Below are 21,090 nucleotides of genomic sequence, written 5' to 3' on the forward strand. Positions count from 1 at the left end.
GAGGCGGCTTGCGAGTGTGGCGAGGCATGCCGGGCATGCCTCGGATCGACGTGGCGTTAGTTCTGCGCCGCCATGATTTCGGTGACGGCGCGGGTGTAGGCCTTTTGCGTGGTGCCGCCCAGATCGCGCAATTGCTCCATTTTCAGCAGCTCGGCGGGGGCGATGGTCAGGTTGGGGTATTGCTTGAGCAAGTCAGCGGACAACCCGGCCATGGCCGCCTGGTTGGGAACTTTGTAGAGGATGTTTTCAGCGACCCAGGCGTGGTTTTCCCTGGCCAGCATGAAGTTGATGAACTTGAAGGCTTCGTCCTGGTGCTTCGAGCTTTTCAACACGACCATGGTGTCCACCCACAGGTCGGAACCTTCCTTGGGCACCACGAACTTGATCGCCGCGTTGGCCTGGGTGCCGTAGTTGCACCAGCCGTCCCAGGCGTGGGCCATCAGCGATTCGCCGGAGGCCAGCTTGGAGTAGAAGGTGGTGTCGTCGAAGGAGAGAATGCGTTTCTTGGTGGCGATCAGTTGATCGCGAACCGCGGCGATTTGCGCGGGGTCGCTGTCGTTGACCGACCAGCCCTTGGCGAGGAAACCGGCGCCGAGCATCCAGCGGTCGGTGGCGAGCATCGTCACTTTGCCCTTGAGCGCATCGCTCGGATTGAGCAGCTCGTTCCAGCTCTGTGGCGCCGGCGTCACCTTGTCGGAGCGGTAGCAGATGCCGGTAGTGCCCCAGGTGTAAGGCACGGAGAACCGGTTGCCCTGGTCATACTCCAGGTGCGTGGCTTCGGGGTAGAGGTTTTTCAGGTTGGGGACCTTGACCGGATCGATGTCCGCCAGCAGCCCCTGTTTGTGCAGGACTTCGGCGAAAGGCGAGGAGACGAACACCACGTCGTACCCTTCACCACCGGAGGCCATCAGCTTGCCCATGATTTCTTCGTTGGTGGCGTGCAGCGCCTTGTCGACGTCCACACCGCTGGCAGCCTTGAACTTCTCCAGCGCATCCGGGGCCATGTAGCCGTCCCAGATGGAAATCACCATATCTTTCGCACTTGCAGCCTGTGAAGCGATCGCCAGGGAAACGGCCAATCCCACGCACAGAAGATCATTCAGCTTGCTCATAAATACTCACCCGACGATTGTTTATTGTTGTGTTCGAAGGCAGTACGGCAAAACGAGAAACGATTGCTTGTGTTTTTTTTTAGAAATTAGGACCAGTATCAAAAGATGTCAACGCTTTTTTTACGGCCTGACGCTTCGCCGGCGCATGACATAAGATGAGCACCTGAGTCCGACAGCGGATCACAACGAGAAAACACGCTTGAGCACGACAGCCGAAAAAAAACCGCGCACCAATCACCTGGAACTGGCCCGGCGCATCCTCGAGCACACCCAGGAAAGCGGCCTGGTGGCCGGTGACCCGGTGGCCGAACAGGCCCTGGCCCGGACCTTCCAGGTCTCGCGCACGCTGATTCGCGGCGCGCTGAAAGTGCTGCTCGAAGAAAACCTGCTGAGCCATGAAGCGGGCAAGGGTTACACCCTGCTGGCCCCCCCGGCCGGCCAGACCTTCAATGCCGCCCTGCCCCAGGCCGAAGAAGAAGAACTGGCCGCCTCGGTGCTGCGCGACCGCATGGCCGGGCGCCTGGGCGACAGCATCAGCATCAGCGAACTAATGCGCCGCTACGACATCGGCCGGCCGGCGGCGCAAAAGGCCCTGCAGCAATTGAGCGAAAACCAGGCCATCGAGCGCGGCCCCGGTCAGTCCTGGCTGTTTCGCCCGTCACTGAACAGCCTGGCAGCCCTCGAAGAAAGCCTGAAATTCCGCCTGATTCTCGAACCTGAAGCGTTGCTCAGTCCCAGCTTCAACGCCGACCCGCAACGCCTGGCGCTGTTGCGCAGCGCCACCCAAAGCCTGCTCGCCCGCCCCGTGGAAGATTTCGATATCCAACAGTTTCGCGAACTGGACATCAGCTTCCACGAACTGCTGGCCCAGAGCTGCGGCAACCGCTTCATCAGCGACGCCCTGCTCCAGCATCAGGGCCTGCGGCGCCTGCCGAACCTGCTGCCCTCGGTGAGCGTGCACCGCCTGCAAGAGGCCCTGCGCGAACACCTGCAGATCATCGCGCAGATCGAACGCGGGCAGATGGAGATCGCCGCCGACCTGCTGCGCCTGCACCTGCGCCTGAGCGCCGCGCAACGCCCGCAAACCGCCAACCGTGGCATCCCGCAAAGTCATCTGTTCGGGCGTCGCTAACCGACTTGCAAAAAACATGATGATTTTTTTTTGAAAATAAGACAGCATCAAAAACACCTTCAGGAGCGGCGGGTCTGACCCGCCATGGACAGTCCCTCGCCATGCAAAAACAAAAACTGATCGCCCTGTTTCCCGAAGCCAGTTTCGGCGCGGCCTTGAACTGCATTGGTATCGCTCAGTCGCTGCGTGAACTGGGCGCCGGGCCGGTGTTCATCTGCCATGAACATTTCCAGGGGCTGTTCGCCGAATACGGTTTCGACGAATACCCGATTCCGCAAGCGAGCCCGTTGTCGGCGGCGGAACACCAGCACTACTGGGAGCGCTTCATCGAGCGCAGCATTCCCTACTTCGACCAGACCCCGCTGGCACAGATCGACAGCTACGTGGCGCCGGCCTGGGAAGCCATCATCGACACCGCGATCGAAGCGGAAAAACCCTTGCAGCAGTTGCTCGGCCGCCTCAAGCCCGACGTGATCGTGCTCGACAACGTGGTGATGTTCCCGGCCATCGCCAACGCCGGTTGCCCCTGGGTGCGAGTGGTGTCCTGCGCCGAAACCGAACTGCCGGATGCCAACGTTCCACCGTACCTGTCCGGGTGCCTGGCCAGCGACCCCCAGGCCTGCGAACGCTACACCGAGCAGTACCTGAAGGCTGTCGCACCGGCCCATGAACGCTTTTCGCAATTTCTCCTCGGCAACGGCACCGCGCCGTGCCCAGCGGGGCAGTTCCTCACTGACTCGCCATGGCTGAACCTGCTGCTGTCACCGACGCCAGTGCGCTATGAGCGCCAGCAAGCGCTGGACCCGCAGCGCTACGTGTACCTCGACGGTTGCGTACGCCGCGAAGCGCCGTACATCGTCCCGGACTTTCCACGGCACAACGACGCGCCGCTGATCTACCTCAGCTTCGGTAGCCTTGGCGCCGCCGACACCGGAATGATGAAGCGCCTGATCAGCACTATCGAAACCTTGCCGTACCGCTTCCTGGTCAACGTCGGCGCCTACCGCGACATGTACACCACCGTGCCGGACAACGTGTACCTCGACAGCTGGTTTGCCCAGCCGGCGGTGCTCAAGGAATGTCAGTTGTTCATCCACCACGGCGGCAACAACAGCTTCTGTGAAGCGCTGTATTTCGGCTTGCCGTCACTGATCATTCCCTATTGCTGGGACGGCCACGACAACGCCGCCCGCGCCGAGGAAGTCGGCGTCGGCCGCTACCTGCCGCGCTTTGCCGATCCCCTGGCCGCCCTGCCCGCCGCCCTCGAACAGCTGCTGGCCGACCAAGCGATGAAACAACGCCTCAAATCGTTCAGCGAGCGCATGCAAGCGACCCGCGGCACCGACATTGCCGCCCGCGCGATTCTTGCGCTGCCAGACCTCTAGCCAAAACAACAAAAACCGTCGGGCAACCGAACGCAATCGTCGCTGCCCGACACACCGCCGGAGTTTCAGCATGAATGTCCCATCGCGTCTCGATGCGCTTGACCGTGCCCTGCCTCACCCCTTTTGGCAGGACACCGTTACCCCACCGCCCGCCGCGCCCGCCGTCAGCGGGTCTATGCAGTTCGATCTGGTGGTGGTCGGTGGTGGCTTTACCGGATTGTGGACCGCGCTATTGGCGCGCCAACGCAACCCCGGGCTGAGCATCGCGATCATCGAGGCACGACGCTGTGGCGGTGAGGCCAGTGGGCGCAATGGTGGTTTCTGCGCGCCGAGCATTTCCCATGGCGTCTCCAACGCCCTCAAGCGCTGGCCGAATGAAGCAGAGCAACTGATCCGCCTCGGCCGGCAGAACCTCGACGAACTGGCCGCCGACCTGCAACGCTTCGGCATGCACGTCGAGTTCGAACGCCAGGGCAAGCTCAACGTCGCCAGCCAGCCGTGGCAGGTCGATGGGCTGCGCTCGATGCAGCGCAACTATGCGCGGTTCAACATCGACTGCCAGTGGCTGGAAGGCAGCGATCTGGCACACCAGCTTGATTCACCGGCGTATGCGGCCGGCCTGTTCGAGCCCAATTACGCCCTGCTCAACCCGGCGAAAATGGCCGCCGAACTGCGCCGCGTTTGCCTTGAGCAAGGCATTCAACTGTTCGAAAACAGCCCGGTCCTGCAACTGAGCGCGGACAAAGACAACCTGCGCCTGCGTACAGAAAGCGGCGAAGTGACCGCCGGAAAAATCGCCCTCGCCACCAACATCGCCCCGCCACTGCTCGGTCATCTGGCATCGAGCGTGATCCCGGTCTACGACTACTCGCTGGTCACTGAGCCGCTGAACGATGCACAACTGGCCGCCATCGGCTGGACCGGCCGCTACGGCATCGCCGACGCCGGCAATCAGTTCCACTACCTGCGCAAGACCGCCGACAACCGCATTCTCTGGGCCGGCTTTGATGCCATCTACCATTTCGGCGGGCGCCGCGACGAGGCCCTGACCCAGCGCCCGCAAAGCTTCCAGCGCCTGGCCGAACAATTCCAACAGACCTTCCCGGCCCTGGGCGATATGCGTTTCAGCCATGCCTGGGGCGGCATCATCGACACCTCCGCACGCACCACGATGTTCACCGGATGCGAGCACCAGGGCCGCGTCGCCTATGCCTTGGGCTTCACCGGGCAAGGGGTGTCCGCCAGCCGCTTCGCCGCGCTGAACATGCTCGACCTGCTGGCCGGCGAGCGCACCGAACGTACCGAACTGCTGATGACGTCCAAGGCGCCGTTCCGCTTTCCGCCCGAACCCTTGCGTTATGTAGGTGTGAAACTGGCCCAGCGTTCACTGGCGCGCGAAGACCGCGACGGTCACCGCGACCTGCTGCTCAAGACCTTCGATGCCTTTGGCATCGGTTTCGATTCCTGATCCGGAGACCACCATGTCCACAGCCCTGCCCCGGCACGTCATCGACTTCGCCAGCGACCTTGCTCCCCGTGAAACTGAAATCAACGACCCGGCCGTGGTTGACGCGCCTTACCGCAGCAAGAGTTGGCGGCACTTTGTGCAGCCCGGAAAAAACGCCGTGGCCGGCATCTGGGAGGCGGGACCGCACCGCGAGCGCTGTCAGTGCGATTACGACGAGCTGTGTCACATCCTTGAAGGCAGCGTGCGCCTGACCGATGCCGAGGGCGTCGCGCGCACGTTCGGCCCCGGTGATTCCTTCGTGGTCGCCAGCGGATTCAACGGCACCTGGGAAAACCTCACGACGGTGCGCAAGGTCTACTTCATCCTTGGCTAAACGGCCCCGACCGCTACGTCAGGCTGCTGACGTACCTGATTGCGCCCGTTGCGCTTGGCCTGGTACAGCGCATCGTCGGCGCGGGTCAGCAGGCTTTCCGGTGTGTCGCCAGTTTGCGCATGGGCCACGCCAAACGATGCGGTGATGGTGTCCAGCACCGTGTCGGTGCCCCGGGCCTTGACCCGCAGCGACTGGATTTTCAGGCGCAGGCGCTCGGCAAAAGCGCCCGCGGCCGCCATATCCGGGCAATCCTTGAGCACCACGCAGAACTCCTCGCCGCCATAACGCGCCGCGAACGCTTCTTCGGGCAGCGAATCGCGCAACACCCGGGCGACATGCTGCAGCACGCGGTCACCCAAGGGATGGCCGTACTGGTCGTTGAACTGCTTGAAGTGATCGATATCCAGCATCACCAGCGCCACACCCGTCGCCACGTTGCCCATGGCCTGTTCAAGCTGGCGGTTGAAGGTGGAGCGGTTGAGCAATTCGGTCAGGCCATCGAGGGTCGCCGCCAGTTGGGCGCGTTCGAGTTTGTCCCGCAGGCTTTTGATTTCATGCTGCGCCGACTGCAACTGGGCGAGGAAATGCTCCTGCTGCCCCTGCATCAGCCGAGTGCTTTGTTGCAGCTGGATCAGGATGCTCGGCAAGCGCTCGTCGGCGGGTTCTTCGAGCATCTGCAGGTATTGGCCAAGGCTGGCCTGGAAGTTCTGGTTGCCTTGCACGCTGCGCGACACATCGCGCTCCATGTCGTCGACCAGGTTGATCGCATCCTGCTGCCCGGAGCGGGCATCCGCCAGTTCATCGCGGATGATGTACTCGCGAAACAGCTTGGTGGCGGACTCCGGCGGAAAATAGTCAAAGTCGTTGACCACCCGGTCCAGTTGCCGGTTGAGCTCCGGCTCCTGGCCCTTGCTGTAGGTGTACCAGAGCGCGTAATGCACCGGGTTGGGCGGAATGTTGTGACGAACCATCAGCGGCACTGCCTGCTTGAGCAATGCCGCGGCCTCGCGGGAGTCTTCCGGATACAGCGCTAGAACAGTCGCTCGCGTGTCTGATTGGCTCATGGTTTCACTGTGATTGTTATCATTGGCGTTTGGCAAACTCGCTGAGCATAGCGATACGCCCGGCAAACGACCATCCCGATTTACACAATCATTTCAACCCGGTGTGCCCGAGGTATTGCACCCAGCTTTTTTGTGGGAGCGAGCCTGCTCCGGGCGGCGTTCCGACGATGGCGGTGTATCAACCAACGACGATGTTGGATTTGATGGCCTCATCGCGAGCAAGCTCGCTCCCACAGGGGCTCTGCGTTTTAACTGATCACCATCACCACTGCGCGAGGGCGGCAAAGCTTGCACCCGAGGTATTGCACCAGGCTTTTTTGTGGAAGCGAACTTGCTCGCGATGGCGGTGCATCAGTCAACGAAGATGTTGGATCTGATGGCCTCATCGCGAGCAAGCTCGCTCCCACAGGGTCCTGTGTTTTAACTGACTGCCATCACCACTGCGCGAAGGCGGCAAAGTTTGAACCCGAGGTTTTGCACCAGGCTTTTTTGTGGGAGCGAGCTTGCTCGCGATGGCGGTGCATCAGTCAACGAAGATGTTGAAGCTGATGGCCTCATCGCGAGCAAGCTCGCTCCTACAGGGGTTATGCGGTGCCTGTGTCAGCGCGCAGCCCAGGCATTGAAGCGCTGTTCAAGCTCTTCGCCATGGTCGACCCAGAACTCCGCGTCCACGGCCCGCGCACCGGCCAGGTTGGCCTCGGCGGTCGGCAGTTGCTCCTGCACGGCCTTGGGCAGCAATGGCAGGGTCTGGCGATGCACCGGCCCGTAGGGGATGGTTTCGGAGAAGACTTTTTGCGTCTGCGGCTGGCTGGCAAATGCAATGAAATTTTCCGCCAATGCCTTGTTCGGCGTGCCTTTGACCACCGCCCAGTATTCCGGGTCGTACAGGCTCTGCGGCCAGACGATGCTCAGCTTCATGCCTTCCTTCTGCGCCGAGGCGATCCGGCCGTTGTAGGCGGCGCTCATCACCACGTCCCCGGCCACCAGCCATTGCGCTGGCTGGGCGCCCGCCTCCCACCACTGGATGTTCGGCTTGATCTGGTCGAGCTTGGCAAAGGCCCGCGTCACGCCTTGCGGGGTGTTCAAGACCTTGTACACATCGTCCGCCTTGACCCCGTCGGCCAGCAAGGCGATTTCCAGGGTGTACTTGGCGCTCTTGCGCAGGCCGCGCTTGCCCGGGAAGTCGGCGACGTTCCAGAAGTCGGCCCAGGACTGCGGCGCCTTGGCCTGCTTGCTCTGGTCGTAGGCCATGACCATCGACCAGACGTAAGTGGCCACCCCGCACTCGGTCAGCGCACCGGGCACAAAGTTCGCCGAGTCACCGAAGCGTCCTTGATCGAGCTTCTCGAACAGGCCCTCCTCGCAGCCGCGCAGCAGCTCGGGGCTTTCGACTTCTACCACGTCCCAACTGGTGTGACCGGCGGAGACCATGGCCTTGATCTTCGACAGCTCGCCGTTGTACTCACCGGCGATGATGTTGCCCGCGCCACTGGCGTTGAAGGGCTGGAAATAGGCCTTATCCTGGGCCTGTTTGGTAGCACCACCGAAGGAAATCACGGTGAGGTCCTGGGGGGCCGCCCACACACTGGCACTGAGCAACGCCAGGGCAAACGGAACACTGCAACGCAAGGATCTGGACATGGATCGCTTCCTCGGGGCTTGTCGGCCCGTTGTTGTTATGGGTGTTCGGATTCACTCAAGTAAGCCGCCAGGCGATCCATCAAGCGGTCACAGGCCGCCATCTGGACAACGCTGACAAATTCATCGGGCTTGTGCCCCTGGTCCATGCTGCCGGGACCGCAGACCACCGAAGGAATGCCGGCCTGATCGAACAGCCCGCCTTCGGTGCCAAAGGCCACGGTGCTGAACGCGTCGCTGCCGCACAGTTGGGCAATCAGCCGGGCCGCCGCGCTGTCGACGGGTGTCGCAAGGCCGGGGTAGGCGGAAATTTTTTCAAAGCGGATAGCGGTATCGGTGTCCACGGCCTGCATGGCCGGCAGCAGCGTCTGCTCGGCGTAGTCCTGCAGTTCGTCAACGACCACTTGCGGGGCGAAGTCGGGCAAGGCGCGGATCTCGAAATCGAAACGGCAGTCCGCTGGTACGATGTTCAGCGCCGTACCGCCCTGGATCACCCCGACCTGCACGGTCGAGAACGCCGGATCGAAGCGCTTGTCGTGCAAAGTTGGCCGGGCCAGGGTGGCGCCGATGTCGCCCAGCCGACCGATCAGGCGCGCGGCCTGCTCGATGGCATTGACCCCGTAAGGCGCGTAGGCCGAATGGCAAGCGGCACCGCGTACGTGGCAACGCATCGCCAGCTTGCCTTTGTGGCCGAGCACCGGCTTGAGTTCGGTCGGCTCGCCGATCAGGCACAAGGCCGGAGCCGGGATGCGTTGCGGCAACACCTCCAGCAAACCGCGCACACCAAGGCAGCCGACCTCTTCGTCATAGGAAAACGCCAAATGCACCGGGCGCTTCAAAGGGCTGGAGAGAAACATCGGCACTGCCGCCAGCACCGAAGCCAGATAGCCCTTCATGTCCGCGGTGCCACGGCCGTAAAGCTTGCCATTCGCCTCGCTCAGGCTGAATGGCTCGAACGTCCAGGCCTGGCCGTCCACCGGCACCACGTCGGTGTGCCCGGACAGCACGATGCCGCCGGCCACACGCGGGCCGACCGTGGCCAACAGATTGGCCTTGGTTCGCTCGGCGTTGTAGATCAGTTCGCAATCCACGCCCAGTTCGTGCAGATAGTCACGCACGAACTCGATCAGCTCCAGGTTCGAATCGCGGCTGACCGTGGCGAACCCGATCAATCGCGCGAGCATGGCGCGGCTGCGCAACTCACTCATCGCCGGGCACTCCATAGGCGGGGGCCAGGGTCGGATTGAGGGCACGGGTCAGATAATCCTGAAGTTGCGGCTCGTAGGCCGCCCACAGCTTGCCCAGCTCGCCGATCGGGTTTTCATCCGCCCAATCCACCCGCAGGTCGACCATCGGCCAGGTCAGGTCACCGACCACCGACAGCGCCGCCGAGTGCACCGCGCCGGCTTCGCCACCGGCATCCTGCCCGGCCTGCAACGCGTTCATCAGCCGGGTGGCGAGGCAGCCTTCGCTGTTTTCGAACGCCGCGACCATGGCCTCGATCACCCCACTGTTGGCCAGCAGGTTACCGGCCGCCACGCATTGGTCACCGGCCACCGCATTATTGATGCCCAGGGCATGGTTGCCGCTGAACACCGCCGTGCGCCCATGGGCATCGACCACCGCCACCTGCCGATACTGGCTGTAGCCGTTGCGGGTCAATGAGTGGTCCAGCGCCTGGGGCGGCGCCGAGCCGCCTGCCAGTTCATCGAGGATCTGCGGACCGAGGGCCGGCAGCGTGATGTTCTGGCTCGACACCGCACCGACACCGGCACGCAGCCACGGACAGCGCGCGCCGACGGCGATGCTCGAAGAGCTGATGGCAATGCCCAGCTGACCGGTCTCGGCGCAGCGACCCACGATGGAAAAAGTCATGGCGAATTCCTTATTCAGGGATGACAGCGATCACGTCGATTTCCATCAACCACTGAGGCTGGCCGAGGGCACTGACCACCAGGCCAGTGGAAATCGGGAACACGCCCTTGAGCCACTTGCCGACCTCCTGGTACACCGGCTCGCGGTAGCGCGGGTCGATCAGGTAGGTGGTGGTCTTGACGATGTGGCTCAGGTCGCTGCCCGCCTCTTCGAGCAGTTGCTTGACGTTGCGCATGGCCTGCTCGGCCTGGGCACGCGGATCGCCGAGGCCTACCAATTGACCGTTGAAATCGGTGCCGACCTGACCACGCACATACACGGTGTTGCCGGCACGCACGGCCTGGCACAAATCGTTGTCCAGCGTCTGGTTCGGGTAGGTGTCTTTGGTGTTGAACATGCGGATGCGGGTATGAGTAGGCATTAACGAACTCCCATGAGGCTGGCTTTCTGAAGAGGTGCAGGGGCGGCTTCGGCTTGACGCTGGGTCGCATCCCGGTAGTTGAGATAGGTGTGCTGTTTAACGATGTGATCGGCGATGTGCTTGGCGTCGTGCCAGACGCCCCAGATAAACGCGGAGCCGCGACGGGACTGCCAAGGCAACCCGACGAAATACACCCCGGGCTCGGCCGACACGCCGCGCTGGTGCCGAGGCTTGCCGTTTTCCTTGAAGGCATCGACCTTCAGCCAGCTGTAGTCGGTGGAGTAGCCGGTGGCCCAGATGATGGTGGTGACGCCGGCCTTGAGCAGGTCCAGCTCCAGGATTGGATTCGTCACGCAGTCCGGGTCCGCCAGCATGGCCCGGGCTTCGGGTTCCAGCGGCAGGTCCAGGCCGTTGCGTTCGATGTAGGCGTCGGCCTTGTCGAGCAGCGCCAGGTAGTTTTCATCGCCACGCTGGATGTTGTCGGCGAGGTTATTCTCGAAACTCACCACAGCGCCGTTGAACGCCTGGGTCAGGCCGACCAGGGTCATGCCCTGGTGAGCCAGGCGGCGGAAGTCCACGGTGTGGCCGCCACGGGCACCGCTCACGGCGATGGTCACGTGCTCTTTACCGGGCTGCATGGCTTCGGCATCCCACTCGCCCAACACCCCCAGCCACCAGCAGAAATCACGGTTGCGATAGGCACGGGGCGGACGATCGTGGGCGCCCACCGACAGGTAGACCTGCTTGCCGGAACGTTGCAGTTCATCGGCGATCTGCACCCCCGAGGAACCGGCGCCCACCACCAGCACCGCGCCTTCGGCCAGTTGCTGCGGGTTGTAGTACTGGGCGGAGTGAATCTGGGTGATGCCGGCGATTTCGGGGGCAATCGGCGGGATTGCCGGACGCTGGAACGGACCGGTGGCGACCACCACATGCCGGGCCTCGATCACGCCATCAGAGGTTTCAACGGTGAAACCGGGACGGTCGATGTTACGTTCGACTTTTTTCACATCCACGCCGGTGCGGATCGGCGCGTTGAACTTCTTGGCATAGGCTTCGAAGTACGCAGCCACTTGCTCTTTACCGGCGAAGGCATCCGGGTCCAGACCGTCGAATTCCAGCCCCGGGAAACGGTCGTGCCAGGCAGGGCCGTTAGCTACCAGCGAATCCCAGCGACCGGTGCGCCAGGCTTCGGCGATACGATTGCGCTCCACTACGAGGTGAGGCACACCGAGCTTGCTCAGGTGTTCGCTCATGGCCACACCGGCCTGGCCGGCGCCAACAACAAGCGTATCAATTGCGGTTTTATCAACTGTCATGGCTGTGCACTTCTGAAAGGTGGTTTGATTCAGGTCGGTCATGGCTGCCGCCTCGATTCTGATCACTGTTGTTCTTCTGCTTCGGCTATCGGTGTCAGGGTGTTGGCCGCATTCTGTTCGGAGCCGGGAAATAGCGAAATTATGTTTTTTGTGGTCGCTGGCGAGGAAAAAGCGTCGAGGTGACCGACTGGCCGTGCAAGGTTGCGGTCGACCCGATCCCGGCCTATGGTCCAAGCGATGCATTGCCCGCGACCGGCGCGAAGACACGGCGCGGATTGCTGTCCATCCAGTGCGGATTTACGCAAGGAGTGATGACATGCCCGACAATTCCCGTCCTGCCGTGCTCGAACTGATCGGCAATACACCTCTGGTGCGCGTCAGCCGTTTCGATACCGGCCCCTGCACCCTGTTTCTCAAACTCGAATCCCAGAACCCCGGCGGCTCGATCAAGGACCGCATCGGTCTGGCCATGATCGATACCGCCGAACGCGATGGTCGCCTCAAGCCCGGCGGCACCATCGTCGAAGCCACCGCCGGCAACACCGGCCTGGGCCTGGCCCTGGTCGGTCGCGCCAAGGGCTACCGCGTGGTGCTGGTGGTGCCGGACAAGATGTCCACCGAGAAGGTCTTGCACCTCAAGGCCATGGGCGCCGAGGTGCACATCACCCGCTCCGACGTCGGCAAGGGCCATCCCGAGTACTACCAGGACGTCGCTGCGCGGCTGGCGGCGGAAATTCCCGATGCGTTCTTCGCCGACCAGTTCAACAACCCGGCCAACCCGCTGGCCCACGAATGCAGCACCGCGCCGGAGATCTGGGCGCAAACCCAGCATGATGTGGACGCCATCGTCGTCGGCGTCGGTTCGGCCGGCACCCTCACCGGCCTGACCCGCTTCTTCAAACGGGTGCAGCCGGACCTGGAAATGGTCCTGGCCGACCCGGTGGGTTCGGTGATGGCTGAATACAGCCGCGGCGGCACCCTCCCCACCCCCGGTTCCTGGGCGGTGGAAGGCATCGGCGAAGACTTCATTCCGTCGATTGCCGATCTGTCCAGCGTGCGCCACGCCTATTCGATCAGCGACGAAGAAAGTTTCGACCATGCCCGCCAGCTGCTGCGCGCCGAAGGCATTCTCGGTGGCTCGTCGACCGGCACCTTGCTGGCGGCGGCGTTGCGTTACTGCCGCGAACAGACCCAGCCGAAACGCGTGGTCAGCTTCGTCTGCGACACCGGTACGCGTTACCTGTCGAAGGTCTACAACGACCAGTGGATGAATGATCAGGGCCTGCTGCAACGCAAGCACTACGGCGACCTGCGCGACCTGATCGCGCGGCGCTTCGAGGATGGCCGGGTGATCAGCGTCGGTCCCGACGACACCCTGCTCACCGCGTTCCAGCGCATGCGCCTGGCGGACGTCTCGCAACTGCCGGTACTGGTGAAGGGGCAGCAACTGGTCGGCGTGATCGACGAGTCCGACATCCTGCTGGGTGTGCACGAAGACGTTGCGCACTTCCGCAAGACCGTGGCCAGCGCCATGACCGACAAACTGCAAACCCTGTCCCCCGGCGCTTCACTGGCTGAACTGGAGGCCGAGCTGGGCCGTGGGCTGGTGGCGATCATCCAGGATGCCTCGGGCTTCCACGGCCTGATTACCCGAACCGACATGCTCAACCATTTGCGGAGATCCCTGCCATGAGTCAACAGGACAAAAACACCCCGCCACAGGGCTTCGCCACCCGGGTGATCCACGCCGGGCAAGCGCCAGACCCATCCACCGGGGCGTTGATGCCGCCGATCTACGCCAACTCCACCTACCTGCAACAGAGCCCCGGGGTGCACAAGGGCCTGGACTACGGGCGTTCGCACAACCCGACGCGCTGGGCGCTGGAGCGCTGCGTGGCCGACCTTGAAGGCGGCACCCGGGGCTTCGCCTTCGCCTCGGGGCTGGCGACCATTTCCACGGTGCTCGAACTGCTCGACGCCGGCTCGCACATCGTCTCCGGCAACGACCTGTACGGCGGCACCTTCCGCCTGTTCGACAAGGTGCGCCAGCGCAGCGCCGGGCACCGCTTCAGCTTCGTCGACCTGACCGACCTGGCGGCGTTCGAGGCCTCCCTGCAAGACGACACTCGCATGGTCATGGTCGAGACACCGAGCAATCCGCTGTTGCGCCTCACCGACCTCGCCGCCATCGCCCGCACCTGCCGCGCGCGCGGCATCATCTGCGTGGCCGACAACACCTTCGCCAGCCCGTGGATCCAGCGCCCGCTGGAACTGGGTTTCGACATCGTGCTGCACTCGACCACCAAGTACCTCAACGGTCACTCCGACGTGATCGGCGGCATCGCCGTGGTCGGGCAGAACGCCGAACTGGCCGAGCGCCTGGGCTTCCTGCAAAACGCCGTCGGCGCCATCGCCGGCCCGTTCGATGCCTTCCTCACCCTGCGCGGCGTGAAGACCCTGGCCCTGCGCATGGAACGGCATTGCAGCAACGCACTGGACCTGGCGCAGTGGCTGGAGCGCCAACCGCAAGTCTCACGGGTCTACTACCCCGGCCTGCCGTCGCACCCGCAGCACGAACTGGCCCAACGGCAAATGCGCGGTTTCGGCGGGATGATCTCCCTCGACCTCAACAGCGACCTGGCCGGCGCCAAACGCTTCCTTGAAAGCGTGCAGATCTTCGCCCTGGCCGAAAGCCTGGGCGGCGTGGAAAGCCTGATCGAACACCCGGCGATCATGACCCACGCCACCATCCCGCCCGATACCCGCGCAGAACTGGGGATCGGTGATGGGTTGGTGCGGTTGTCGGTGGGGGTCGAGGATGTGGAGGATTTGCGGGCGGATCTGGCACAGGCGTTGGCGCGGATGTAACGCTTGCGAGAGGACCAAAGTCAAAAGATCGCAGCCTGCGGCAGCTCCTACAGAAGGTGTGCATCCCAATGTAGGAGCTGCCGCAGGCTGCGATCTTTCAAGGCTTCATCTATACGAGCCATTGCACCCATCTTCTCCATGCGCTGGAAGACCATGCTGGTCAAGTACGCAGTAGTCCCTATAATCGCGGCGTTTTCGTCTACCCTCACGAAGCGTCGTGCAGCAATCAGCTTGTGCGGGGCGCATCGACATTTTTCCGCTATTGAACCGGAGAACTTCCATGCTCAAACGTACCCTGGCATTGGCCGTCGGCCTGACCCTATCCCTTTCCACCCTGCTGGCACAGGCCGCCGACACCCTCAAGGTCAGCGCCATCCCCGACGAAGCCCCCACCGAATTGCAGCGCAAGTTCAAGCCCCTGGGCGAGTACCTGGAGAAGCAACTGGGCATGAAGGTCGAGTTCGTACCGGTGTCCGACTACCCGGCGGTGGTCGAGGCCCTGGCCACAGACCGTATCGACATGGCCTGGCTGGGCGGCTTCACCTTCGTGCAGGCGCGGCTGAAAACCGGCAATGCCATTCCATTGGTACAGCGTGAGCAGGACGCCCAGTTCACCAGCAAATTCATCACCGCCGACCCGGCCGTCAAGTCGCTGGCCGACCTCAAGGGCAAGTCGTTCGCCTTCGGTTCGGTCTCGTCGACGTCGGGCAGTTTGATGCCGCGCTATTTCATGCTGCAGGACGGCATCAAGCCTGAAACTTACTTCAGCCGTGTCGGTTACTCCGGCGCCCACGACGCCACCGTCGCCTGGGTTCAGGCTGGCAAAGTGGACGCCGGCGTGCTCAATGCCAGTGTCTGGGAAAAACTGGTCAAGGCCGGCAAGGTCGACACCGACAAGGTCAAGGTCTTCGCCACCACGCCGGCCTACTTCGACTACAACTGGACCGTGCGCGGCACCCTCGACCCGGCCCTCGCCGAGAAGATCAAGGTGGCCTTCCTCGCGCTCGACCCGGCAAAACCTGAAGACAAGGCCATTCTGGACCTGCAAGCCGCCAGCCGTTTCATCGAGACCAAGCCTGAGAACTACAAGGGCATCGAGGAAGCCGCGCGCGCTGCCGACCTGCTGAAATGACCTTGCACCTGAACCGGGTCAGCCTGACTCACGGCAACGGCGTGCGTGCGCTGCATGAGATCGACCTGCACATCGCTGCCGGTGAGCAGGTCGCGATCATCGGTCCGTCCGGCGCTGGCAAGTCGAGCCTGCTCAACGTGCTGGCCACCGCCCTGCGCCCGGACAACGGCGCGGTCGAGGTACTCGGCGAGCACGCCTGGCAGCTTGGGGCCCATCGGCGTCAGCAGCTGCGGGCGCGCATCGGCCTGGTGCACCAGGCGCCACCCCTGCCACCGCGGCAACGGGTGGTCACGGCGGTGCTGGCCGGAAAGCTGGGTCAGTGGGGTTTTGCCAAAAGCCTGCTGAGCCTGCTGCATCCGGTGGATGTTCCCGGAGCGCGGGCGGCACTGGCCAAACTGGACCTGGGAGACAAGCTGTTCGCCCAGTGCCAGCAATTGTCCGGCGGCCAACTGCAGCGCGTGGGCATTGCCCGGGTGCTGTACCAGGCGCCCGAAGTGCTGCTGGCCGATGAGCCGGTGTCGGCGATGGACCCGGTGCTGGCCGGGCACACCTTGTCGATCCTCTGCCGCCACGCCCGGGAACACAAGGTGACCCTGGTCGCCAGCCTGCATGCGGTGGACCTGGCCCTGGCGCACTTTTCACGCATCATCGGTTTGCGCGAAGGCCAGGTCCTGTTCGACCTTCCCGCCAGCGACGTCGACCACGATTTGCTCGACAAGCTCTACGCCAACGAACAATTGCTATCGCCGCCCGTTCCGGTGGCGCCCTTGAGCCTGCAGATTCCCCGATGCTGACGCGCGATACACGAGACCCGGCCACCCTGCCCCGCCTGCTGCTCAGTCTGTTGGCGCTTGCCCTGCTGTGGCCCGGTATTCATTTCAGCGAACTGGATCTGGGTGTGCTGCTCCAGGCCGACAGCCAGAGTGAGATGGGCCGGTTTGTCTCAGCCTTCTGGCCACCGGCCCATGGCGAAGAGTTCCTCCAGCTACTGTGGCAAGCCACGCTGCAAACCCTGGCCATCGCCACCGCCGGCATGGCCCTGGCCTTGATGTTGGCCGTGCCCGCCAGCTTGTTGGCCAGCCGGGCGCTGTCGTTGTCCGCCGCCTCTCGCAGCGGTCGCCCGAGCGCCTTGGGCCGACTGTTGCGCTGGCCGGTGCGCGGGCTGCTGATCTTCCTGCGCAGCGTGCCGGAAATCGTCTGGGCCTTGCTGTTCGTGCGCGCCGTCGGCCTTGGCCCGACCGCCGGGGTGCTGGCGATTGCCATCACCTACAGCGGCATGCTGGGCAAGGTCTACGCGGAAATCTTCGAGTCCGTCGACCAGCGTCCCGCCCACTCGCTGCTGCAAGCCGGCAGCGGCCGGTTGGCGGCGTTCTGCTACGGCATCCTGCCCAATGTCGCGGCGGAGTTGCTGTCGTACACCGTATATCGCTGGGAGTGCGCGATCCGCGCCTCGGTGGTGATGGGCTTCGTCGGTGCCGGCGGGCTGGGCCAGCAGATTGACTTGTCGTTGCGCATGTTCGCCGGCGGTGAAGTGGCGAGCATGTTGCTGACCTTTTTCGTCCTGGTGCTGTTCGCCGACCAAATCAGCCGCCTGTTGCGCTGGAGGTTCGCATGAATCGCCTGATCAACCTGCTACTGATCCTGTGCATTGGCGCGGCGGTCGTCGCTTCGTTCCGCTATCTGGGCATCGACCTCGGCGAACTGACGGGCAGCGGCAACCTGAAGCAGATGGGCGCCTACGTGCTGCGTTTTCTCAGCCCCGACCTGAGCGCCGGCCATCTGCAAGCCATCGGCCGTGGCGCCGTGGAAACCATGGCGATGTCGGCCCTTGGCACCCTGCTCGCAGCGGTATTTGGCCTGGTACTGGCTCTGCCGGCGGCCGGGCGTTTCGGCTGGCCGTTGCAGAGTGCGTCGCGCCTGGTGCTGAACGCCCTGCGCGCCATTCCCGAACTGGTGTGGGCCGCGCTGATGGTGCTCGCCGCCGGACTCGGCCCCAACGCCGGCACCCTGGCATTGGCGATGCACACCACCGGGGTGCTGGGTCGATTGTTCGCCGAAGCACTGGAAAACACCCCGCCGCAACCGGCCGAAGCGATCCGCTTGCAAGGCGGCAACGTCGTCTGGGCCTTTTGCTACGGCACCCTGCCCAACCTGTTTCCGCAGCTGTTGGCGTACATCCTGTACCGCTGGGAAAACAACATCCGCATGGCTAGCGTGCTCGGTTTTGTTGGTGCTGGGGGGTTGGGGCAGATGCTTTATGTGAGCCTTAGTCTGTTTCAGGAGGCTCAGGCCAGTACGGTGATTTTGGCGATGTTGGTGCTGGTGTTTGCGGTTGATGGGTTGAGTAGTTGGAGTCGGCAGCGGTGGGTTAAGGCTTGATGAGGGATTGGATGGATTTGGTCAGCTGATTGCATTCGGGCTGAGCGAGCATTTGGATGGAGTTGACTAGCGCGTTTTATGGGTATGACCGGCAGAAAACGACCCATAGCTGTCGTTGGACAGCCCCGGGGCCTCCGCCAAAAAACTGGTATTTGTGATCAGGGCCGCGAGGTTCGCTTTCGTCGTAAACAATCTCGTCGATCCAGATCGAATCTGGATTTCTCGACTTATGTTCATCAGGAACTACTTTTACTTGAGCCTGCTGCTACAGCTTCGGCGTAGAGCATTTCGACTAAAAGGAGCTTGGAAGATGAAATTCAATATGAAGGCGCCAGGTAAAAGTTTGCATCATGGCGAGTGGCGTCCCCTCAAAACGGCAGGGGTTATCTGTTCCTTGGTAGCGGCAATCGCTGTAGCCACTCAGGCTATCGCCGCAGAGACCGAGAAACCAAAACCTGCATCGGAAGCCACCAAGGCCGCTAACAATGCGCTGCTCAAGGAGCTGCCTTTCAACGACAAGACGTCCTTTGAGCTGGCGCATAAGGGGTTTATTGCGCCCCTGCCGTCGGCTGTCATTAAAGGCGCGTCAGGCAATGTGATCTGGGATCCAGCGAAGTATTCGTTCATCAAGGAGGGTGAAGAGGCTCCGGACACCACCAACCCCAGTCTCTGGCGGCAGTCGCAGCTGATCAATATTTCAGGCCTGTTCGAGGTTACCGACGGAATCTATCAGGTTCGCAACTACGACCTGTCGAACATGACCATCGTCGAGGGCAAGGATGGCATCACCGTCTTCGACCCGCTGATTTCCGCTGAAACCGCCAAGGCAGCACTCGACCTCTACTATCAACATCGACCGAAAAAGCCCGTCGTGGCGGTGATTTACACCCACAGCCATGTTGACCACTACGGTGGTGTACGCGGTGTGGTGAACGAAGACGATGTGAAAGCCGGCAAGGTGAAGATTTATGCCCCTCTTGGATTCATCGAGCATGCGGTAGCTGAAAACGTCATGGCCGGCACCGCCATGAGTCGTCGCGCCAGCTACATGTACGGCAACCTGTTGCCTCCGGCTCCGACCGGTCAGTTGGGTGCCGGCCTGGGCACCACGACATCGGCTGGCACGGTGACGCTGATCCCGCCGACCGACATCATCAAGACGACCGGCGAAACCCATGTCATTGACGGCCTGACGTACCAGTTCCTGTACGCGCCTGGCAGTGAAGCTCCTGCTGAGATGCTCTATTACATCAAGGAGAAGAAAGCGCTCAACACCGCCGAAGACTCCACCCATACCCTGCACAACACTTACTCGTTGCGTGGCGCGAAGATCCGCGAACCGTTGCCTTGGTCAAAATACCTCAACGAGGCGCTCAAGCTGTGGGGTGACGACGTCCAGGTGATGTACGCCATGCACCACTGGCCAGTCTGGGGCAATAAGGAGGTGCGCGAGCAACTGTCTTCCCAGCGCGACATGTATCGCTATATCAACGACGAAACCCTGCGGATGATCAACAAGGGTTACACCATGGTCGAGATCGCCGAGCAGTTCAAACTGCCCAAGGCGATCGCCAACAAATTCTCCAACCGCGGCTACTACGGTTCGGTAAACCACAACGTCAAAGCCACCTACGTGTTGTATCTGGGATGGTTTACCGGTAACCCGGCACAGTTGCATGAGCTGCCACCAGAGGAAGGCGGCAAGCATTATGTCGAGATGATGGGCGGCGAAGAGGCTGTCCTCAAGAAAGCCAAGGAATATTTCGACAAGGGCGAGTTCCGCTGGGTCGCCGAGGTGGTCAACCATGTGGTGTTCGCCAATCCGAGCAATCAGGCGGCGAAGAACCTGCAGGCAGACGCTCTGGAGCAATTGGGTTACCAGGCCGAAAGCGGGCCATGGCGTAACTTCTATCTCACCGGCGCCAAGGAGCTGCGAGAAGGAGTGATGAAGCTGCCGACCCCAGATACCGCCAGCCCCGATACGGTCCGGGCCATGGATCTGGACTTGTTCTTTGACTTCCTGGCCATGCGTTTGAATGGACCCAAAGCCGAAGGCAAGCGCCTATCGCTGAACTTCGATTTCACCGACCTCAAACAGAAATATTCGGTGGAAATGGAGAATGGTGTGCTCAACCACACCGAAGGTGTTGAAGCAAAAGATGCCGATGCGAAGGTGACCCTGACCCGCGACACGCTGAACAAGATCGTGTTGAAAGAGACCTCGTTGAAAGACGCACTGGCCTCGGGTGATATCAAGATAGACGGAGCGCAAGGCAAGCTGGAGGAGCTGGTGTCCTACATGGACAACTTCGACTTCTGGTTCAACATCGTGACGCCGTAACGCAATCCCTTCACGTCCCTGGAAGACGGCAGCGTGCAAACGCTGTCGTCGTTTCGGCAACTGCTCAGTCTTACTCAATTGCATTTCCCATCAACTCGGACGGAACAATATGAAAGTAGCCATATGGGTATTGGCTTTAGTGTCATTGGCAGGATGCGCGACTCCAACCATGAACGAGATGCGCCAGGAAGCGCCTCGTGAAGTACTGCACTCCAAAAAAGCGGATAAAGTCGTCGCAGATTGCGTTCAGCGGGAGTGGAAAGATCTGTTCGTTTTTGAAGGCCGGGATGGGGCAACCCAGGAATCCGGCAGCAAAGGCGGCTACACAGTAGCAACGAGCGGCTCAGCGTATTTTGTCGACATCCAGCCAGAAGCGTCCGGCTCGGTGGCCAAGTACTACGCTGCGACCTATCGCTGGATATCAAAAAAACATCTGGACGCGTTACAAAGCTGTCTCTGAATCGCCCCTGATTTCGTCAGTAATGAATGACCGATATTGGCCGTTCTCTGCCGGTCATGATTACAAAGCCTGCGGGTCAAATCCGATGCAATCGGTGGTCAAGCGGAATGCCATTTCGCGCCT

19 protein-coding genes are annotated in these 21,090 nt (G+C 62.1%); 12 read left to right on the top strand and 7 right to left on the bottom strand.

Features of this window, described 5'->3' with window-relative positions:
* Positions 1 to 56: 56 nt before the first annotated feature.
* On the bottom strand, positions 57 to 1,112 hold the full coding sequence (locus AB4O40_RS05415; protein WP_056727355.1) for a polyamine ABC transporter substrate-binding protein: 1,056 nt from the start codon (positions 1,110 to 1,112) through the stop codon (positions 57 to 59).
* Positions 1,113 to 1,311: 199 nt separating this feature from the next.
* Here AB4O40_RS05415 and AB4O40_RS05420 point away from each other — a divergent pair, with 199 nt between their 5' ends.
* The 4 genes from AB4O40_RS05420 to AB4O40_RS05435 all read left to right on the top strand — a co-directional run bounded on the left by AB4O40_RS05420 (position 1,312) and on the right by AB4O40_RS05435 (position 5,470).
* Complete coding sequence (locus tag AB4O40_RS05420; protein WP_056727356.1) at positions 1,312 to 2,244, top strand: GntR family transcriptional regulator; 933 nt, start codon at positions 1,312 to 1,314, stop codon at positions 2,242 to 2,244.
* A gap of 101 nt (positions 2,245 to 2,345) precedes the next feature.
* Positions 2,346 to 3,629 carry a nucleotide disphospho-sugar-binding domain-containing protein gene (locus tag AB4O40_RS05425; RefSeq protein ID WP_460154680.1) on the top strand — a complete coding sequence of 428 codons (1,284 nt, stop codon included), beginning with the start codon at positions 2,346 to 2,348 and terminating at the stop codon, positions 3,627 to 3,629.
* A 70-nt stretch (positions 3,630 to 3,699) separates the two neighbouring features.
* Positions 3,700 to 5,097 (top strand): NAD(P)/FAD-dependent oxidoreductase, encoded by a 1,398-nt coding sequence (locus tag AB4O40_RS05430; RefSeq protein WP_460055669.1) that lies wholly within the window; start codon positions 3,700 to 3,702, stop codon positions 5,095 to 5,097.
* A gap of 13 nt (positions 5,098 to 5,110) precedes the next feature.
* Positions 5,111 to 5,470 carry a cupin domain-containing protein gene (locus tag AB4O40_RS05435; protein WP_056727362.1) on the top strand — a complete coding sequence of 120 codons (360 nt, stop codon included), beginning with the start codon at positions 5,111 to 5,113 and terminating at the stop codon, positions 5,468 to 5,470.
* On the opposite strand, the gene AB4O40_RS05440 is transcribed toward AB4O40_RS05435, so the two are convergent.
* The 6 genes from AB4O40_RS05440 to AB4O40_RS05465 all read right to left on the bottom strand — a co-directional run bounded on the left by AB4O40_RS05440 (position 5,467) and on the right by AB4O40_RS05465 (position 11,829).
* Positions 5,467 to 6,534 (bottom strand): GGDEF domain-containing protein, encoded by a 1,068-nt coding sequence (locus tag AB4O40_RS05440; protein ID WP_056727364.1) that lies wholly within the window; start codon positions 6,532 to 6,534, stop codon positions 5,467 to 5,469. The genes AB4O40_RS05435 and AB4O40_RS05440 overlap by 4 nt on opposite strands.
* A gap of 600 nt (positions 6,535 to 7,134) precedes the next feature.
* Positions 7,135 to 8,175 carry an ABC transporter substrate-binding protein gene (locus AB4O40_RS05445; RefSeq protein WP_056727367.1) on the bottom strand — a complete coding sequence of 347 codons (1,041 nt, stop codon included), beginning with the start codon at positions 8,173 to 8,175 and terminating at the stop codon, positions 7,135 to 7,137.
* Between the two features lie 35 nt (positions 8,176 to 8,210).
* Entirely contained in the window at positions 8,211 to 9,380 is a 1,170-nt protein-coding gene (gene argE, locus AB4O40_RS05450; RefSeq protein ID WP_414913316.1) for an acetylornithine deacetylase, read from the bottom strand.
* Complete coding sequence (locus tag AB4O40_RS05455; protein WP_056727371.1) at positions 9,373 to 10,047, bottom strand: DUF1028 domain-containing protein; 675 nt, start codon at positions 10,045 to 10,047, stop codon at positions 9,373 to 9,375. Before AB4O40_RS05455 ends, argE begins: the two co-directional genes overlap by 8 nt.
* A gap of 10 nt (positions 10,048 to 10,057) precedes the next feature.
* On the bottom strand, positions 10,058 to 10,468 hold the full coding sequence (locus AB4O40_RS05460; protein WP_003201555.1) for a RidA family protein: 411 nt from the start codon (positions 10,466 to 10,468) through the stop codon (positions 10,058 to 10,060).
* Positions 10,468 to 11,829 (bottom strand): flavin-containing monooxygenase, encoded by a 1,362-nt coding sequence (locus tag AB4O40_RS05465; RefSeq protein WP_460055662.1) that lies wholly within the window; start codon positions 11,827 to 11,829, stop codon positions 10,468 to 10,470. The genes AB4O40_RS05460 and AB4O40_RS05465 overlap by 1 nt, the downstream gene beginning before the upstream one ends.
* Positions 11,830 to 12,103: 274 nt before the next feature.
* Between AB4O40_RS05465 and AB4O40_RS05470 the strand changes: the two genes are divergently transcribed.
* The 8 genes from AB4O40_RS05470 to AB4O40_RS05505 all read left to right on the top strand — a co-directional run bounded on the left by AB4O40_RS05470 (position 12,104) and on the right by AB4O40_RS05505 (position 20,967).
* Positions 12,104 to 13,480, top strand: a complete 1,377-nt coding sequence (locus tag AB4O40_RS05470; protein ID WP_460055659.1) for a pyridoxal-phosphate dependent enzyme — start codon at positions 12,104 to 12,106, stop codon at positions 13,478 to 13,480.
* Positions 13,477 to 14,655 carry a trans-sulfuration enzyme family protein gene (locus tag AB4O40_RS05475; protein WP_056727374.1) on the top strand — a complete coding sequence of 393 codons (1,179 nt, stop codon included), beginning with the start codon at positions 13,477 to 13,479 and terminating at the stop codon, positions 14,653 to 14,655. Before AB4O40_RS05470 ends, AB4O40_RS05475 begins: the two co-directional genes overlap by 4 nt.
* A 280-nt stretch (positions 14,656 to 14,935) precedes the next feature.
* On the top strand, positions 14,936 to 15,787 hold the full coding sequence (locus AB4O40_RS05480) for a putative selenate ABC transporter substrate-binding protein (RefSeq protein ID WP_223541805.1): 852 nt from the start codon (positions 14,936 to 14,938) through the stop codon (positions 15,785 to 15,787).
* On the top strand, positions 15,784 to 16,581 hold the full coding sequence (locus AB4O40_RS05485; protein WP_460055653.1) for a phosphonate ABC transporter ATP-binding protein: 798 nt from the start codon (positions 15,784 to 15,786) through the stop codon (positions 16,579 to 16,581). Before AB4O40_RS05480 ends, AB4O40_RS05485 begins: the two co-directional genes overlap by 4 nt.
* On the top strand, positions 16,575 to 17,402 hold the full coding sequence (locus AB4O40_RS05490) for a PhnE/PtxC family ABC transporter permease (protein ID WP_414913312.1): 828 nt from the start codon (positions 16,575 to 16,577) through the stop codon (positions 17,400 to 17,402). Before AB4O40_RS05485 ends, AB4O40_RS05490 begins: the two co-directional genes overlap by 7 nt.
* Entirely contained in the window at positions 17,399 to 18,166 is a 768-nt protein-coding gene (gene phnE / locus AB4O40_RS05495; protein WP_347911945.1) for a phosphonate ABC transporter, permease protein PhnE, read from the top strand. The genes AB4O40_RS05490 and phnE overlap by 4 nt, the downstream gene beginning before the upstream one ends.
* A gap of 253 nt (positions 18,167 to 18,419) precedes the next feature.
* Positions 18,420 to 20,507, top strand: a complete 2,088-nt coding sequence (locus AB4O40_RS05500) for an alkyl/aryl-sulfatase (RefSeq protein WP_223541808.1) — start codon at positions 18,420 to 18,422, stop codon at positions 20,505 to 20,507.
* Between the two features lie 169 nt (positions 20,508 to 20,676).
* Positions 20,677 to 20,967, top strand: a complete 291-nt coding sequence (locus AB4O40_RS05505) for a hypothetical protein (RefSeq protein WP_223541809.1) — start codon at positions 20,677 to 20,679, stop codon at positions 20,965 to 20,967.
* Positions 20,968 to 21,090: the final 123 nt, after the last annotated feature.

It is taken from the genome of Pseudomonas sp. S2_F07, assembly GCF_054668325.1.